Below are 14824 nucleotides of genomic sequence, written 5' to 3'. Positions count from 1 at the left end.
CAGATGATTACCTTTGGCTATGGGCGTCCGTCCCGTCGCCGTCGTAGCCGAGCAGCCGCATGGCCATGCCCGGGTCCATGGCCGCCGCCAGGAGCTGGGCGCGGGCGTGGGCCTGGTCGCGTTCGCGTTCGGCCTTGGCCTGCGCCGCGCGTACGCCCTTGACGGCCACGTACGCCAGCCCCGCCCCCACGATCACCGCGACGACCACGACGAACAGCAGGAGCAGCAGCCCGGGTGAGGCCGGCATGCCTGGTCCGCCGCCCGTCCCCGTGCCGGTCACCGCGAGCGCGGCCAGGAGGGCCAGCACCACGAGCCCGAGCAGGCTGGCCACGACCAGCCAGAGCCGGCCCGCGACCCGGCGGCGCCTCGCCGACGACGGCGCGGCGGGCGACGGGGCGGGGGTGGCCGCCGCCCACGGCACGAACTTCGGCCGATCGGACGCCTCCGCGCCAGGCGGCCCCTGGACCAGCGGTGTGGTCTGGGTGGCCTTGACGCCGGGCCCGCCGGAGGGGGCCGGCCGCGGTGCCACTACGGGCAGTTCGCGCTCGATGCGGCTGTGCTCCTTGTGTGCCCTGGCCGCCTCATGGTGGTAGTCCTCCAGTTCCTGGTAGAGCTCGTCGGAGGCGTAGATCGTGCCGTCGACGAGCGGCCCCGGCTGTCTGCGGATGATCGCCACGACGTCGTCGCCGTTGAGCGTCTTGTGCGTCTCCAGGGCGTGTGCCAGGCAGAGCACGTCCCTGCGGTGCTCGCGCAGCAGTTCCTCGGCTTTGTCCAGCAGCCGCACCAGGTTGAACTCGATCCGCTCCCCGAGCGTGTCGGGCTGGGCGTCGGTGATGCCGGTGGCGCCCCTGCGCATGGCCTTGCCGCCCGTGATCTCCAGTTCCTGGAGCGCGGGCAGCGAGGTGACGCCCGAGCCCATGCCCCAGTACGACTCCATCATGGCCGTCAGGTACGTGGCCGAGTACAGGTCGCCGGAGACGCCCGAGGAGTTGTCCTGGCCGAAGAACATCCGCTCGCCGGCCAGCGAGGCCAGGGAGACCATGATGTCGGCTTCGTGCTCGGACTTCCACCGGGTGAACTGGTCCTCGGGCCTGATCGAGGCGACCATGCCCAGGTAGTCGGCGCCTTTCTCGATGGTGGCGACGTCGATCTCGAGGTGGCGGCGGGTCGCGTACGCCATGACGGCGTGACAGGCTTCGTGCACGGCTACGGCGTGCCGCTCGCGCTCGATGTACTCGATGTCCTCCTGCGGCCCGAGCTGCTTGAGCCGTTTGGCCCGCAGCACGTCCGACCAGGTAATGACTTCGCGTCCGTCCCTGATGGCGATGATGAGCGACTCGTTGACCAGGTCCTTGATCGTGGCGCCGGTCGCGTACGGGGTGATCGTGGCCAGCTTGTCGATCTGCTTGGGCGTGAGTTCGTGCCACACCTTGCCGAAGTAGCCCTGGTAGGTGCGCACCCGGCCGGCCTTGGACGGGTAGCCGACCTTGTGGATGCGGTCGATGCGGCCGGGCCGCAGCAGCGCCTCGTCCACCGCGTCGGGGCGGTTCGTGGCCATGACGAGGAGGATGCGGTATTTGGGCGGCGGCTTGGGCCGCATCCCGAGCAGCCGTCTGACCAGGCGGTTGAAGAACCCGCGCGGCTTCTTGAGCCCGGACAGCTCGGTGAGCAGCGCCTGCAGCGCGCCGGAGTCGCCGCTGCCGTTCCTGCCCCCGCCCATGAAGAAGCGGTCGTGCCGCCCCGGCTCCTGTTCCGGCCGGCCGCGGCGGAAGGCCAGCACCTGGCGGGTCTCCTCCGACAGGTAGTTCAGGCCGTGACAGCCGGACTGGCCGGACGGACCCTGCCGGGCGGGCCGGCCGCGTTTGCCGAGCGAGTCGGCCTCGTCGAAGAAGACGATCACGCCGCCGTACCGCAGCGCGAGCTTGCGCAGCTTCCTGAACAGCGACGTGACCTTCAGAACGCCGATGAACCTGTTCGTGAACGCGCCCGGATCCACGCACACGTACGGCTTGCCGGTCTCACCGGCCATGGCCTCGGCCATGAGGCTCTTGCCGGTGCCCGGCGGCCCCCACAACAGCAGGCCGCCGGGGACGTACCCGCCGCGCCGCTCGATCTCGCCCGGCCGCGTCAGGAAGACGATGCTCTCCTTGACGCGCTCGATCACGTGGTCCTGCCCCCACACGTCGTGGAAGCGGGTCTTGATGTCGTCGGGGAAGTACGTCTCGACTCCGCCCCTGGACAGGAACCAGAGCAGGCCCGCGAACGGGATGATGATCACGAAGCACAGGAAGACGATCTGGGGCAGGAACGGCATCGCCTGCCAGACCAGCGCGGGCGCCCGCATCAGCGCGAGCATCGGGCTGACCTCCAGCACCGCTCCCAGGACCAGGGCGGTCAGCACGACGAAGAAGGCGATCTTGAGCATCCGCGAGATGCGGTAGCGCGTCCAGTCGTCGAAGCGCCGTCGGGTCCAGCGCTCGGACCCGCCGAAGATCCGCCGGTTCCAGAACCGGTGATAGCCCGGCCAGTGCTCGCTGACGGCGAAGTGGATCTGGCGGACGGCCTCCACGCCCAGCAGCCAGAGGATCCACTCATGCTCCCACGCGATCCGCCACGCGGCGTCGGTGAAGGTGACGATGCCGGGGAAGTCGGCCATCGCCTTCCACGTGAGGATGAGATAGACGGCCACCAGGGCGAGGAGGAATTTGCTCCGGTCCCAGAGCGGCATCCGCTTTCTGGTGACGAATGCCGGATCGGCAGGCCCGCCGCCCGGGGCGCGCAGTCCTTCGTACTGAACGCTCTTGATCAATGAAGCTCCCTCATCCGGGCAGCCGCAGCAGCTTGAAAGAACCCGCGATCTTGTCGAACTCGGCGCCGCGTTCCCTGAAACAGAGCGACTGGCAGCCGATGAGCATGACCGAGACCGTGGCGCCCTTCTCATCGAGGATGGCGGTGTGGTCGAAGGTCTGGACGTCGTCGCCGATCTGGTAGTTGAAGCGGACCCGGACACCCCTGGCGCCGTCGTCCAGGATGAGGACGTCGTCGCCAAGGAGTTCGAAGTGGTGGAACATCGGCGCCTGACCTGCCGCCAGGGACTGCCGCAGGTAGAGCAGGCGTGTTTCCTCCGTCACCGGCAGGACGAAGTCGCGCAGCCCGTTCAGCGATACCGTGTCCCGCTGCTCCCGCGTGAGCTGGTGCACGGTCGCGTAGACGAAGGGGTCACGGGAGCCGAGCAGGTGGTTGACCGAGGGCTCCGCTGACTGGTCGAAGGCCGTCGACCACACCCGCTGGGCGCGCAGCAGCGCCGCCTGGGAGTTCGGCTGCTCCCCCGACAGATACAGCTCGATGGGATTGGCGTTGAGCTGCGTGAACGAGGAGGGCACTTTGAAGTAGGTGGTGCCGGCCTTGTCACGTACGTAGGTGAACTCGGGCTGTCCGACGCACGCGGACAGCGTCACGACCGCGACCATGAGCGCGATCAAACCCCGTGCCTTTTTCACCAGGGCTTACCTCCGCTTTACGGACCGACGGAGTTGTTGTGCCCGCTTTCAGGACGGATGATCCAGATGCGCACTGAGAAATCTTGACCACATCTTGGCCATACATTGGCCTTATTTGTTACAGATCGACTTGGCATCTGAGCCTTCCGCCCGAAGGTCCGACAAAACGTTGCCGCAACCCCCTTTGGTTCGCCCGGGAACTGCCTGAAGATATGAGGATCCCTTCCGACTTTTCCGGAGCGCACAATGACAGAGCCCGCAATGGAGACCGTCGACTCCTTCGGCATGACAGCCGAGCGCCAGTTCGCCGAAGTGTGGTCGAGGACGGTGCTGTCGGTCAGGGAGCGCCGCCTGCTCCTTTTCGGGCTGCTCGTCGGCCAGGGACTCCACGAGATGACGGAGGTCCAGCTGGACGCGGCCCTGCGCGGCGGCGACCTCAGCGAGCGCGAGCTGCGCGAGGTGGTGGTCTTCCTGACCCACTACGCGGGCTGGGCGCGGGGGACCAAGCTGAACGGCCAGGTGGAAGACCTGATCGAGCGTGTCAGGTCCGGCGGGTGAGCGGGCGCCTCACGCGGCCTCGATCCGGTAGATCGGGCCCTGGAGGCTGAGCGCGTACAACTCGCCGTCGGGTCCCTGGCCGAACGACGAGAGCTGTTCGACCTTCCCGACCTCGGCCGCGTCGTCGAGCCGGTCCGCAGGGGCCGCCTTGATCCAGCCGGCGCAGAAGTCGCCGTACAGGAACCGCCCCCGCAGCCAGGGGATCTTCTCGCCTCGGTAGACGTAACCGGCGATCACCGAGCAGGTGCCGCCCTCTTTCAACGGGTAGACGATCACCGGGTCGACCAGGTCGCGCCCCTTTCCATCGCGGAAGGGCCGCTCGCCCTCGCGCAGGTTCCAGCCGTAGTTCTCTCCGCCCTTCGAGCCCGCCGGCTGGCGGTCGACCTCCTCCCACGCGTTCTGCCCGACGTCGCCGATCCACAGATCGCCGCTGCCGCGGTCGAAGCTGAAGCGCCAGGGGTTGCGCAGCCCGTACGCCCAGATCTCCGGTTTGGCGCCCTTCTCGCCGACGAACGGGTTGTCGTCGGGCACCCGGTACGGCCGGCCGCCGCGCGGGTCGATGCGCAGGATCTTGCCGAGCAGCGTTCCGAGGTCCTGGCCGTTGCCCTGGGGGTCGCCGGCGCTGCCGCCGTCGCCGAGGGCGATGTAGAGGTGGCCGTCGGGCCCGAAGGCGAGCTGGCCGCCGTTGTGGTTGGCGAAGGGCTGCTCCTGGACGAGCACGTCACGCCGGCCCGTCGCCTTGGAGCCGTCGTAGGCCCACTCGGTGATGTGGGTGTGGCCGTCGGCGTCGGTCCAGTCGAGGTAGACCCAGCGCCCCGACGGGTGGAAGGCCACGCCGAGCAGGCCCTGTTCGTTGCCGCCGCTGACCTCGCCCGACAGGTCGATCACCGTGTCGCCGTCGGTGGTGCGCAGCCGTCCGGCCTGCTCGGCGACGTAGAGGCGGTCGTCGCCCTGACGCACGGCGAAGGCCACGGGCTGCTCCAGCTCGGCGATCCGCGTGAAGCGTAACTCGCCCTTTCCCGTCTCCACGGGGGTCGCGGTGGCGGTCGCCGACGAGCCGTCGGTGGGCGGGGCGGCCGGTGGTGGCGGCGGGCCGGCCGCGCAGGCGGCGAGGGCCAGCAGGACGACAGGCACGACCACAACGAGGCGCACGCCGTTCATCCTGCCATGAACGTTAAGGTTCAGGCATGCCAACCGCATTGATCACCGGCCCGACCTCCGGCATCGGCGCCGCCTTCGCCCGGCGCCTGGCCGCCGACGCCTTCTCGCTCGTCCTGGTCTCACGCGACGACAAGCGGCTCGCCGAGACCGCCGACCAGCTCAGGCTCAGGTACGGCGTGAACGTCGAGGTGCTGGCCGCCGACCTGGCCACCGACGAGGGGCTGGCCAGGGTCGAGTCCAGGCTCCGCGACGGCGACCCCGTCGATCTGGTCGTCAACAACGCCGGTTTCGGCCACGCCGGGAACTTCCCCGACGTGCCGGCTGAAGACGAGGTGCGCATGCTCAAGGTGCACTGCGAGGCCGTGCTCCGGCTGACGCTGGCGGCGCTGCCGGGGATGCGCGAGCGTGACCGCGGCGCGATCGTCAACGTCGCCTCGGCGGCCGCGTTCTTCACCCGCGGCACCTACGGCGCGTCCAAGGCGTGGGTGATCAGCTTCAGCGAGGCGGCCGCGAACGCGGTGGGCAACCCACGCATCAAGATCATGGCGCTCTGCCCCGGTTTCGTGCGGACCGAGTTCCACCAGCGGGCCGCGATGGACACCTCCGGCATCCCCGGCTTCCTCTGGCTCAAGGCCGACGACGTGGTCAGGGCGGGCATGCGCGACCTGGCGCTGGGCAAGCACGTGTCGATCCCCGACGTGCGCTACAAGACCATCGTCGCGGTGGGGCGGCTGGTGCCGCGCGGCATCCAGGCCCGCGTGTCGGCGCGCATCGGGCGCTGACCCGGCCCAGCTCATGGAACGGGCCCCCGCCGCGGGAGGGGGTCGCGGTGGGGGCCCGAGCGACCGTGAACGCTTAAGGACACGGCCGGGAACCAGGAGTCAGCCGGCGGCTGCGCTCAGCGGTTGGCCTCGTGGCCGATGGCCAGGCCCGAGGTCGGGTCGAAGAAGTGCAGGTTGTTCGTGTCGATGACCAGCTCGATGTTCTGACCGGGGCGCACGTGGCTGCGGGCGTTGACGCGGGCGGTCCACAGGGACTTGTCGCCCGACAGCGGCAGCGCGGCCTCCTCGTCGTCACCGGTGTCGGCGGCGGCGACGGTGTCCTTGTGCTCGACCGGCGGGGCGTCGATCAGGAACAGCACGTTGATCTCGGAGCCCAGCTCCTCGGTGACCTCCGCCTTGACCGGCAGCGTGGCCCAGCCGTTGGCGTGGCTGCCGGCGGAGGCGGAGTCCTCGAAGTCCGACGGGCGGATGCCGAGGATGATCTTCTTGCCGATGTACTGGTCGAGGCCCGGCTTGTCGGAGAAGGTCGACTCGGGGATCGACAGCTTGATGTCGGCGAAGGTGACCGCGGCGTCGCCGTCGCGGACCAGCTCGGCGGTGGCGAAGTTCATCGAGGGCGAGCCCATGAACCCGGCCACGAACAGGTTGACCGGCTTGTCGAACAGGTTCTGCGGGGTGTCGACCTGCTGCAGCAGGCCGTCGCGCAGGACGCAGACGCGGTCGCCGAGGGTCATGGCCTCGACCTGGTCGTGGGTGACGTACACGGTGGTGACGCCGAGGCGCTCGTGCATCTGGTTGAGCGAGGCGCGCATGGAGACGCGGAGCTTGGCGTCCAGGTTGGACAGCGGCTCGTCCATGAGGAAGGCCTGCGGCTCGCGGACGATGGCGCGGCCCATGGCGACACGCTGGCGCTGACCACCGGACAGGGCGGCCGGCTTGCGCTTGAGGTAGGTCTCCAGGCCGAGCATCTTGGCGGCGTCGTTGACGCGCTTCTGGATCTCCGGCTTGGGCATCTTGCGGAGCTTGAGGCCGAAGGCGAGGTTCTCCTCGACCGTCATGTGCGGGTAGAGCGCGTAGTTCTGGAAGACCATCGCGATGTCGCGGTCTTTGGGCGGCAGGTGGTTGACGACCTTGTCGCCGATGGAGATCTCGCCGCCGCTGATGTCCTCGAGGCCCGCGATCATCCGGAGCGCGGTCGACTTACCGCAACCGGAGGGGCCGACCAGCACCATGAACTCGCCATCCTTGATTTCAAGGTTGAGCCCGTTCACAGCCTTTACGCCACCGGCGTATACCTTGTCGACGTTCGTCAGAACGATGGATGCCATGACATTCCTTCGCGCTCCAGGGCGGTGGCCCGGATGTTGGTACCGTTTCCAGCTCACGTGGATACGTTTTCAAGCATCTCACCCGAAACGGACATCACTGTCAAGGGTTGCAGCATAACCAGGCTTTACCAACGCATGCCGCTTCCCGTCCGGCGGAAACCATGATGGAATCGTTTCCATGGAGAGGCGCGCGACGATCAAGGATGTGGCCGAGGCAGCCGGCGTAGGTGTCGCGACCGTGTCCAGGGTGCTGTCCGGCGGGTCCGCCAGCCCGAGCACCCGGGAGCGGGTGCTGGCCGTCGCCGCCCAGCTCGACTACCGGCCCAGCGCCCTCGGCCGCAACCTGCGGCAGCGCCGTACCGGCGGCATGGGGCTGCTCGTCCCTGACCTGACCGACACCTTCTACGGCCAGCTCGCCGAGGGCGTGCTGGCCTGCGCCCGATCGGCCGGCGAGCCGGTCCTGCTCGGTTCCACGGGCGACGACCCCGAGCAGGAGGCCGACCTGGTCGGCATGCTGCTGGAACAGAGCGTCGACCGCCTGATCGCCGTGCCGTCGGGCGACGCAGAGACCTGGACGCCGGTGATCCGGGCCGGCATGAGGGTGGTCTTCGCCGACCGCGTGCCCGCCGCGCCGTTCCAGGAGGACCCCGGAGTGACCGCGGTCAACGACCTCATGCGCCTCGACGGCCTGTCCCCCGCCCCCCAGACCCGTCCGCTGGACGCGCCGGCCGTGGTGGCCGACGACCGGGCGGGCATCCGTACGGCCGTGCGCTACCTGCGCGGGCTCGGCCACAAGCGCATCGCCTTCCTGGGCGGCCCCGGCCAGGACAGCCGGGTGGCCGCCTTCAGGGCGGCGGTGGGCGCGCCGGTGGACGAGGATCTCGTGGTGTTCGGCACCGGCAGCCGCGACTCCGCCTACGCCGCCGCCTCCGGCCTGTTCCAGAGCCGTCCCGACCTGTCGGCCGTGGTGGCAGGGGGGAACGTGCTGGGCGAGGCGGCCGTGCTGGCCGCCCGCGAACTGGACCTGCGGGTGCCCAGGGACGTCTCACTGGTGATGTACGACGACGTGCCGTGGGCCGAGCTGTGCTCCCCGCCGCTGACGGTGATCGCCCAGCCGGGGCGCGACATCGGCTACCGCGCGGCCGAGTTGGTGCTTCGCGCCGAGACCAGGAAACCGCGCGGCGTGGTGCTGCCGACCGAACTGATCGTCAGGGGGAGCTGCGGCCCCCGCCGCTGACCCCATCCGCCTTCAGTAGGTCTCGACGCCGGTGAAGCGGCGGGGCAGGATCATCAGCGGGTTGTCGTCGAGGATGACGTCGGGCGGCCCGAACCGCGCGGCGACCTCCCGGATGTCGGGGTCGTCGAGCATCAGCAGCCGGCCCCTTTCGATGAACGGCTCACCGTCCACCAGGACCGTCGGCCGGTCCACCTGGCAGTCGCAGTGGGCGAAACCCGGCCCCGACTTGATGGGCGCGCCGTTGGTCAGCCCGTCGATGCCGCAGTAGAAGGCCCCGGCGTGCTTCTCCCGCTCGAACTGCGTGCCCCCGGCGATGCGCACCTTCGGGTTCAGCCCGACCAGGCCGTGCCGCATGTAGTAGCCGTCGGGCGCGTAGCGGCGCAACTGCTCGGCGGCCATCCCGCCCTCGATCTTGCGGACCAGGTTGTTCTCCAGGGTCAGGCGCAGGGGCTCCTCGGGGACGCCGGTGAACGTGCAGTCCTCGACGACGATCACGCCCTCGGTGTCCCTGGGCCAGAAGTTGGCGCCCCCGTACGGGAACGGCCGCCAGTCGCCGGGCCGCAGCGCCCCCGGGTCGGGATCCCAGGCCAGCCCGGAGAAGGTCACGTCGGTCCCCAGCGCGGAGGTCACCCGGACCGACTCGGCCCCCGCGACCTGGTGCAGCGTGCGGCGCAGCAGCGCGTAGAAGACCTCGGGCGGCAGCCTGCCGCCGGTGACCAGCGCCGCGGCCGTGGCGGTCATGTGCAGCGACAGGAACCGTGACGAGCGGGACTTGATCTGGTCGAAGAACAGCGGCTCGGTGTGCACCTCGCCCCACCAGGTGCCGCTGATCACGACGTCGGCCTCGTGGAAGGCGGCCGTCTCGATGTCGAGCGGCGCCTGTCTGTCCCACCCTCCGGGGCTGAACGGCGGCACCGACAACACGCGCACGTCGGCGCCCACGTAGGCCGCCGCCGCGCCGATGGCCTGGACGACGACCGGGTCCACGGTGTGCTCCATGAGCAGCAGGACCCGTTCGCCGGCCTTGAGCTGCACGTACGCCAGCAGGTTGCGGACGCCGGGCATCAGCTCGACGATCGAGTACGGCCCCGCCGTCGACGCGTCGACATAGCTGAACGGCGATCCTGCGTACGGATTGTTCGTCATGCACGCCCCCTCGACACCCCGACCAAGCGGTTACATACCGCAATTCATCCGTTACTACACGCTGGCAATAGGGTCAACGTTGTGCTTTACGGCAGAACCACAGAAATCACCGCCATCGACGCCGTGATCTCCCGGGCGCGTGACGGCGCGGGCGGAGCCCTGGTGCTGCGCGGCGAGGCGGGCGTGGGCAAGACGGCCCTGCTCGACCTGGCCGCCTCCGGGGGCGGCGCGATGCGGGTGCTCAGGACCACGGGCGTCGAACCCGAGTCGGACCTGGCCTTCGCCGCCCTGCACCAGCTGTTGTGGCCGGTGACGGGGCTGCTCGACGCGCTGCCCGAGCCGCAGCGCGCGGCCGTGCGCGGGGCGCTCGGGCTGGACGCGGCGGCCTCGGGCGACCGGTTCCTGCTGGCGGCCGGGGTACTGTCGCTGCTGGCCGAGGCCGCCGCGCCGGACGGGCTGCTGTGCGTGATCGACGACTTCCAGTGGGTGGACCGAGCCTCGGCCGACGCGCTGCTGTTCGCCGCCAGACGGCTGGGCGCCGAACGGATCGCGATGCTACTCGCCGTACGCGACGACACGCCGGTAACCGGGACCGCATCGCTGAAAGGCGCTCGCGGGGACGCGCCGGTTACCGGGACTGCTTCGGTGAAAGGCGCTCGCGGGGACGTGTCGGTGAAGGGCGTGCCGTCGGTCGACGTCGGTGGCCTGGCCGAACCGGCCGCCGCCGAGCTGCTGGGCGACGCCGTCCACGCCAGCGTCAAGCGGGACCTGGTCGCGCTGACCGGCGGCAACCCCCTGGCGCTGCGTGAGACGGCCAGGTTCTTGACGTCCGCGCAGCTCGCGGGACGCGAACCGCTGCCCGACCCCCTGCCGGGCGGCGCGCAGCTCTTCGGCGAACGGGTGGCCGCCCTGTCAGAAGCCGCACGGCAGGTCGCGCTGGTCGCGGCCGTCGAGGGCGACCTCGACCTGGTGCTGCGCGCCGCCGACCGGCTGGGCGCGGGCCGGGCGGCGCTGCACGAGCTGGAGGCGGCCGGTCTCGCGGCCGTGTCGGGGGCCCGCGTGCGGTTCGGCCATCCTCTCGTCAGGTCGGCGGTGTACGAGGCGGCCACGCCCGCGCACCACCGTGCCGCGCACGCGCTGCTGGCCGAGCTGGCCGACGGCGACCGCCGCGCCTGGCACCTGGCAGGGGCCGCGCTGGGCCAGGATGAGACCGTGGCCGCCGCGCTGACGCGGACCGCCGCGCGGGCCCGCGACCGCGGCGGGTACGGCGACGCGGCCACGGCCCTGGTCAGGGCCGCCGAGCTGACCCCCGCCGCGCTCACCAGGGCGGAACGGCTCAAGGACGCCGCCGTCGCCGCCTGGCTGGCCGGTCGGCCCGGCCAGGCGGAGTCCCTGCTGGCCGAGGCCCGCGAACACGCCGGCGCGGGCGCCGCGCTGGCCATGGAGATCGCCCAGTTGCGGGGCAGGTTCGAGCTGAACTCCGGCAGCGCGGCCGAGGCCCTGCGCGTCCTGGCGGCGGGCGAGACCTTGGAGATGCTGGCCGACGCCTCGGAGGCGGCCTCGTACGTGGGCGACACGGCGGCCATCGTCGAGATCGGCCGGCGGGCGGCGGCCTTCCCCGAGGGGTTCCTGCGCGACGTGGTCACCGGGATCGGCGCGATGCTGGCCGACGGCAGCGGGCACGGGCCGCTCAGGCGGGCCCTGGCGCGGGCCGGGGAGCTGGAGGAGGCGGCCGAGTTCATGTGGGCGGCAGCGGCGGCCAGCTACCTGGGCGAGGCCGACCTGTCCGCCGAGCTGGTCGAGCGGGCCGGACGAGTGGCCCGGGTGTCGGGGATGGTGGGGCAGCTTCCCGTGGTGCTGGAGTTCGTGGCCACCGCGGAACGCCTGGCCGGGCGGCTGGCCCAGAGCAGGGCCGTCTCGGAGGAGGGCCTGGAGCTGGCCAAGGAGGCCGGATACCGCAACACCGAGGCCGCGCACCTGGCCAACCTGGCGGTGCTGGCCGCCCTGCGGGGCGAGGAGGCGGCCTGCGAACGGCACGCGCGGGAGGCGCTGGCCATCGCCGTCCCCCACCGGGTGGGGATGCGCGCGGGCGTGGCCTCGTACGCGCTGGCCATGCTCGACCTGGGCCTCGGCAGGCACGCCGCGGCGCACGACCGCTTCAGCGCGATCGCCGCGGCGGGCCCCGGGCTGAGCAATCCGACCGTGGTCTGGCGCTCGACGCCGGACCGGATCGAGGCCGCCGTGGGCGCCGGCGACCCGGACGGGGCGCGGGCGGCGCTGGCGGCGTACGAGCGGTGGTCGGCCCACGCCGAGACCGCCGAGTCGCGGGCGCTGCTCGCCCGCTGCCGCGGCCTGCTCTCGCCGGACGCAGAACCGCTGGAGGAGGCGCTGCGGCTGCACGCGAACCCGTTCGAGGCGGCCAGGACGGCCCTGCTGCTCGGGGAGCGGCTGCGCCGCGCGCACCGGCCGGGCGAGGCGCGGGCGCACCTGCGGGGCGCGCTGGAGACGTTCCAGCGGGCGGGCGCGGAGCCGTGGGCGCGGCGCGCGCACGGCGAGCTGCGGGCGGCCGGGGAGAGCGCGCCCTCCGCTCCCGCCACGGTGCTTGACGCGCTGACACCGCAGGAGCTACGTATCGCGGGCCTGGTCGCGGACGGGCTGTCCAGCAAGCAGATCGCCGCGCGGCTTTTCCTGAGCCCGCGGACGGTCGAGTACCACCTGTACAAGATCTATCCGAAGCTCGGCATCGGCTCGCGTACTGACCTGGTGCGCCTAGTAGTTCTACAGAAGGCACCAGCGTCCGGGCAGGACATGCTTTGAGCATGCAAAACGCCATCTGGAGTGAAGAGTTCGGCGGCGCCGACGACGCGCCGATCCTGCTGATCATGGGGTCGATGTCGCAGGGGATCCTGTGGCCCGACGAGTTCGTCGGCAGGCTCGTGGCCGGCGGGCGGCGGGTGATCCGCTACGACCACCGTGACACCGGCATGTCCGACACGATCGATTTCTCCGCGGAGCCGTACACATGGGATGACGTCAAGGACGACGTGCTGCGGGTGATGGACGCGCACGGCCTGGACAGCGCGCACCTGGTCTGCCATTCGGCGGGCGGGCTGCTCGGGCAGTTCATCGCGGTGGAACGGCCGGAGCGCGTACGGACGCTCACCGTCATCGGATCGTCGCCGCTCGGCGGCGGCGAGGGCCAGGTGATCATGCGAGCGCTGATGGGTCAGCCGCAGCCCGAGGGCAGTCTGCCTGAGCCGGCGCCGGAGTTCGTGGCCTTCTTCCGCGACCTGATGGCCGCCCCACCGGCCGCCGACCGGCGCGAGCAGATCGACCGGATGATCGCCGAGCAGCGCCTGCTGCACGGGGGCGCGCTGCCGTTCGACGAGGACGCGGCGCGGCGGCTGCAGGAACGCATGTACGACCGGGCGCGTGACCTCGCCGCCGTCGCCAACCATCGCCTGGCCGCCATGGCCAAGCCGGACTTCGAGCCGGTGGGGGTGCTGGACCAGGTGAAGGCGCCCACACTGGTCATCGAGGGCACCCACGAACCCGCCAAACCAGGCCACGGAGCGCTCATCGCCGCCCAGATCCCGGGGGCTCGGCTGCTGATGATCGAAGGAATGGGGCACACGCTCCCACCGGAGACCCACGAGCCCCTGGCCACCGCCGTCCTCGACCACACAGCCGGCTGACCCCCCGGACCGTCCGGCCGCCTTCAGACGGGCCGGGCCGGCGCGCGGACGGCGCGACCCGGGCCGTCCAACCGCGTCAGCCCGACCTTCTGGCCCATTCGGCGGGGCGCTTAGAGCAGCTTCTCGATGGCGGAGGTGACCGTGGGGTCGTCGGGGGTGGTGCGGGGGCGGAAGCGGGCCACGACGGCGCCCTCGCCGTCCACCAGGAACTTCTCGAAGTTCCACTGGACGTCGCCCGCCTCGCCGTCGGCGTCGGCGGTCTGCGTGAGCTCGGTGTAGAGGGGGTGCCGGCCAGGCCCGTTGACGTCGGCCTTCTCCAGCAGCGGGAAGTCCACGCCGTACGTGGCGGAGCAGAACTGCTGGATCTCCTCCGCCGAGCCGGGCTCCTGGCCGCCGAACTGGTTGCAGGGCATGCCGACCACGGTGAAGCCGCGCGAGCCGTACTGACGCTGGAGTTCGACCAGGGCGGTGTACTGCGGGGTCAGGCCGCAGCGGGAGGCCACGTTGACGATGAGGGCGGGTTTGCCGGCGGCCAGCTCACCGAGCGTGGTCGGGGCGTCGGCGAGGGTGCGGAGCGGGATGTCACTGAGACTCATGGTCCAGACCCTACAGAACGAGTCAGCCCAGAAATGAGATGCAGCCCACATTTTCCCGACAAAACCCCAGAAACACCCATATATCGTGATCTTTACTGACGACCCTCTTTTAAGCCACTAATTCTCTGTAAAGGTGAGCAATCGGGCAGGGTGGCGCGGTCCACGCAACCCCTCGAAAGGGAACCCGCATGCCCATGCTCCGCCGTACCGGCGTCCTGGCCCTGACCGCCATCCTCGTGGCGGCGGGCGGCGCCTCGGCCGCGCAGGCGCACAGCTCCCGAGCGAGCAGCGCGAACAAGTCGATCGCCGAGCCCATGGTGGCCAAGCGCGGTTGGAACAAAGCCCAGTTCAGGTGCCTGGAACGGCTCTGGACGAGAGAGAGTGACTGGAACCACCGCGCCGCGAACGGCTCATCCGGCGCCTACGGCATCCCGCAGGCCCTGCCCGGCCACAAGATGGCCACCTCGGGACGCGACTGGCGCACCAACCCGCGCACCCAGATCAAGTGGGGCCTTAGCTACATCAAGCAGAGGTACGGCACGCCGTGTGGGGCCTGGGCGCAGTTCCAATCCCACCGTTGGTACTGAGCCAAACCCCAGGTTTGCCCGGTTTTTCAGACAAGGCCCACCCATAAGGGCGACGGACCGGGCAAGCCCGGCCCAGCGAGAGGGCCTTTTATCCGTCACGATCGGACAAACACCTGCCCTTCGCGCGTCGAGACGGCCGATCAGCGGTTACAGAGCGTAATAGGAATCGTGCTACAGGACACGTCGCGGAGCCCTCTGGGCCGCCCAGCTTGATCGGGCGGCAGCAGAATCCCG

Annotated in this window: 12 protein-coding genes; 6 read left to right on the top strand and 6 right to left on the bottom strand. The window is 70.6% G+C overall.

All coding sequences use genetic code 11. The features are described 5' to 3' along the window. Nucleotides 1–7: 7 nt before the first annotated feature. Nucleotides 8–2809: an AAA family ATPase gene (locus ACFOY2_RS21575; RefSeq protein ID WP_379529853.1), complete on the bottom strand. Its 2802-nt coding sequence runs from the start codon at nucleotides 2807–2809 to the stop codon at nucleotides 8–10. 10 nt (nucleotides 2810–2819) lie between these two features. Next, nucleotides 2820–3500, bottom strand: a complete 681-nt coding sequence (locus tag ACFOY2_RS21570; RefSeq protein WP_379529852.1) for a hypothetical protein — start codon at nucleotides 3498–3500, stop codon at nucleotides 2820–2822. 246 nt (nucleotides 3501–3746) lie between these two features. Between ACFOY2_RS21570 and ACFOY2_RS21565 the strand changes: the two genes are divergently transcribed. Further along, nucleotides 3747–4058, top strand: coding sequence for a carboxymuconolactone decarboxylase family protein (locus tag ACFOY2_RS21565; protein WP_357805304.1), 312 nt, complete (start codon nucleotides 3747–3749; stop codon nucleotides 4056–4058). A gap of 9 nt (nucleotides 4059–4067) precedes the next feature. Here the strand turns inward: ACFOY2_RS21565 and ACFOY2_RS21560 are convergent, their stop codons facing one another. Further along, complete coding sequence (locus ACFOY2_RS21560) at nucleotides 4068–5210, bottom strand: PQQ-dependent sugar dehydrogenase (RefSeq protein ID WP_379529851.1); 1143 nt, start codon at nucleotides 5208–5210, stop codon at nucleotides 4068–4070. A gap of 35 nt (nucleotides 5211–5245) precedes the next feature. On the opposite strand from ACFOY2_RS21560, the gene ACFOY2_RS21555 reads away from it, so the two are divergent. Next, entirely contained in the window at nucleotides 5246–6001 is a 756-nt protein-coding gene (locus ACFOY2_RS21555) for an SDR family NAD(P)-dependent oxidoreductase (protein ID WP_379529850.1), read from the top strand. A 116-nt stretch (nucleotides 6002–6117) separates the two neighbouring features. On the opposite strand, the gene ACFOY2_RS21550 is transcribed toward ACFOY2_RS21555, so the two are convergent. Continuing rightward, nucleotides 6118–7329 carry an ABC transporter ATP-binding protein gene (locus ACFOY2_RS21550; RefSeq protein WP_379529849.1) on the bottom strand — a complete coding sequence of 404 codons (1212 nt, stop codon included), beginning with the start codon at nucleotides 7327–7329 and terminating at the stop codon, nucleotides 6118–6120. A gap of 178 nt (nucleotides 7330–7507) precedes the next feature. Between ACFOY2_RS21550 and ACFOY2_RS21545 the strand changes: the two genes are divergently transcribed. Next, complete coding sequence (locus ACFOY2_RS21545) at nucleotides 7508–8566, top strand: LacI family DNA-binding transcriptional regulator (protein ID WP_379529848.1); 1059 nt, start codon at nucleotides 7508–7510, stop codon at nucleotides 8564–8566. A 12-nt stretch (nucleotides 8567–8578) separates the two neighbouring features. Here the strand turns inward: ACFOY2_RS21545 and ACFOY2_RS21540 are convergent, their stop codons facing one another. After that, complete coding sequence (locus ACFOY2_RS21540; RefSeq protein WP_379529847.1) at nucleotides 8579–9712, bottom strand: hypothetical protein; 1134 nt, start codon at nucleotides 9710–9712, stop codon at nucleotides 8579–8581. A gap of 81 nt (nucleotides 9713–9793) precedes the next feature. On the opposite strand from ACFOY2_RS21540, the gene ACFOY2_RS21535 reads away from it, so the two are divergent. Then, entirely contained in the window at nucleotides 9794–12529 is a 2736-nt protein-coding gene (locus tag ACFOY2_RS21535) for a helix-turn-helix transcriptional regulator (protein WP_379529846.1), read from the top strand. Between the two features lie 2 nt (nucleotides 12530–12531). After that, nucleotides 12532–13407, top strand: coding sequence for an alpha/beta fold hydrolase (locus tag ACFOY2_RS21530; RefSeq protein ID WP_379529845.1), 876 nt, complete (start codon nucleotides 12532–12534; stop codon nucleotides 13405–13407). Between the two features lie 110 nt (nucleotides 13408–13517). On the opposite strand, the gene ACFOY2_RS21525 is transcribed toward ACFOY2_RS21530, so the two are convergent. Continuing rightward, nucleotides 13518–14003, bottom strand: a complete 486-nt coding sequence (locus tag ACFOY2_RS21525; RefSeq protein ID WP_357805274.1) for a glutathione peroxidase — start codon at nucleotides 14001–14003, stop codon at nucleotides 13518–13520. 188 nt (nucleotides 14004–14191) lie between these two features. On the opposite strand from ACFOY2_RS21525, the gene ACFOY2_RS21520 reads away from it, so the two are divergent. Next, entirely contained in the window at nucleotides 14192–14590 is a 399-nt protein-coding gene (locus tag ACFOY2_RS21520) for an aggregation-promoting factor C-terminal-like domain-containing protein (protein WP_379529844.1), read from the top strand. The last annotated feature ends 234 nt before the right edge of the window (nucleotides 14591–14824 follow it).

The organism is Nonomuraea purpurea, assembly GCF_042650645.1.
In the GTDB taxonomy this organism is placed as follows: Bacteria; Actinomycetota; Actinomycetes; order Streptosporangiales; family Streptosporangiaceae; genus Nonomuraea; species Nonomuraea purpurea.
Note: the sequence above shows the minus strand (reverse complement) of the source record. Positions and strands in the feature narration are given on the sequence as shown.

What these genes read in the sequence shown, in the direction of transcription:
- ACFOY2_RS21565 (WP_357805304.1), top strand. Translation starts at nt 3,747, where the DNA reads ATGACAGAGCCCGCAATGGAGACCGTCGACTCCTTCGGCATGACAGCC.
- ACFOY2_RS21555 (WP_379529850.1), top strand. Translation starts at nt 5,246, where the DNA reads ATGCCAACCGCATTGATCACCGGCCCGACCTCCGGCATCGGCGCCGCC.
- ACFOY2_RS21520 (WP_379529844.1), top strand. Translation starts at nt 14,192, where the DNA reads ATGCCCATGCTCCGCCGTACCGGCGTCCTGGCCCTGACCGCCATCCTC.
- ACFOY2_RS21530 (WP_379529845.1), top strand. Translation starts at nt 12,532, where the DNA reads ATGCAAAACGCCATCTGGAGTGAAGAGTTCGGCGGCGCCGACGACGCG.
- ACFOY2_RS21550 (WP_379529849.1), bottom strand. Translation starts at nt 7,329, where the DNA reads ATGGCATCCATCGTTCTGACGAACGTCGACAAGGTATACGCCGGTGGC.
- ACFOY2_RS21525 (WP_357805274.1), bottom strand. Translation starts at nt 14,003, where the DNA reads ATGAGTCTCAGTGACATCCCGCTCCGCACCCTCGCCGACGCCCCGACC.
- ACFOY2_RS21540 (WP_379529847.1), bottom strand. Translation starts at nt 9,712, where the DNA reads ATGACGAACAATCCGTACGCAGGATCGCCGTTCAGCTATGTCGACGCG.
- ACFOY2_RS21545 (WP_379529848.1), top strand. Translation starts at nt 7,508, where the DNA reads ATGGAGAGGCGCGCGACGATCAAGGATGTGGCCGAGGCAGCCGGCGTA.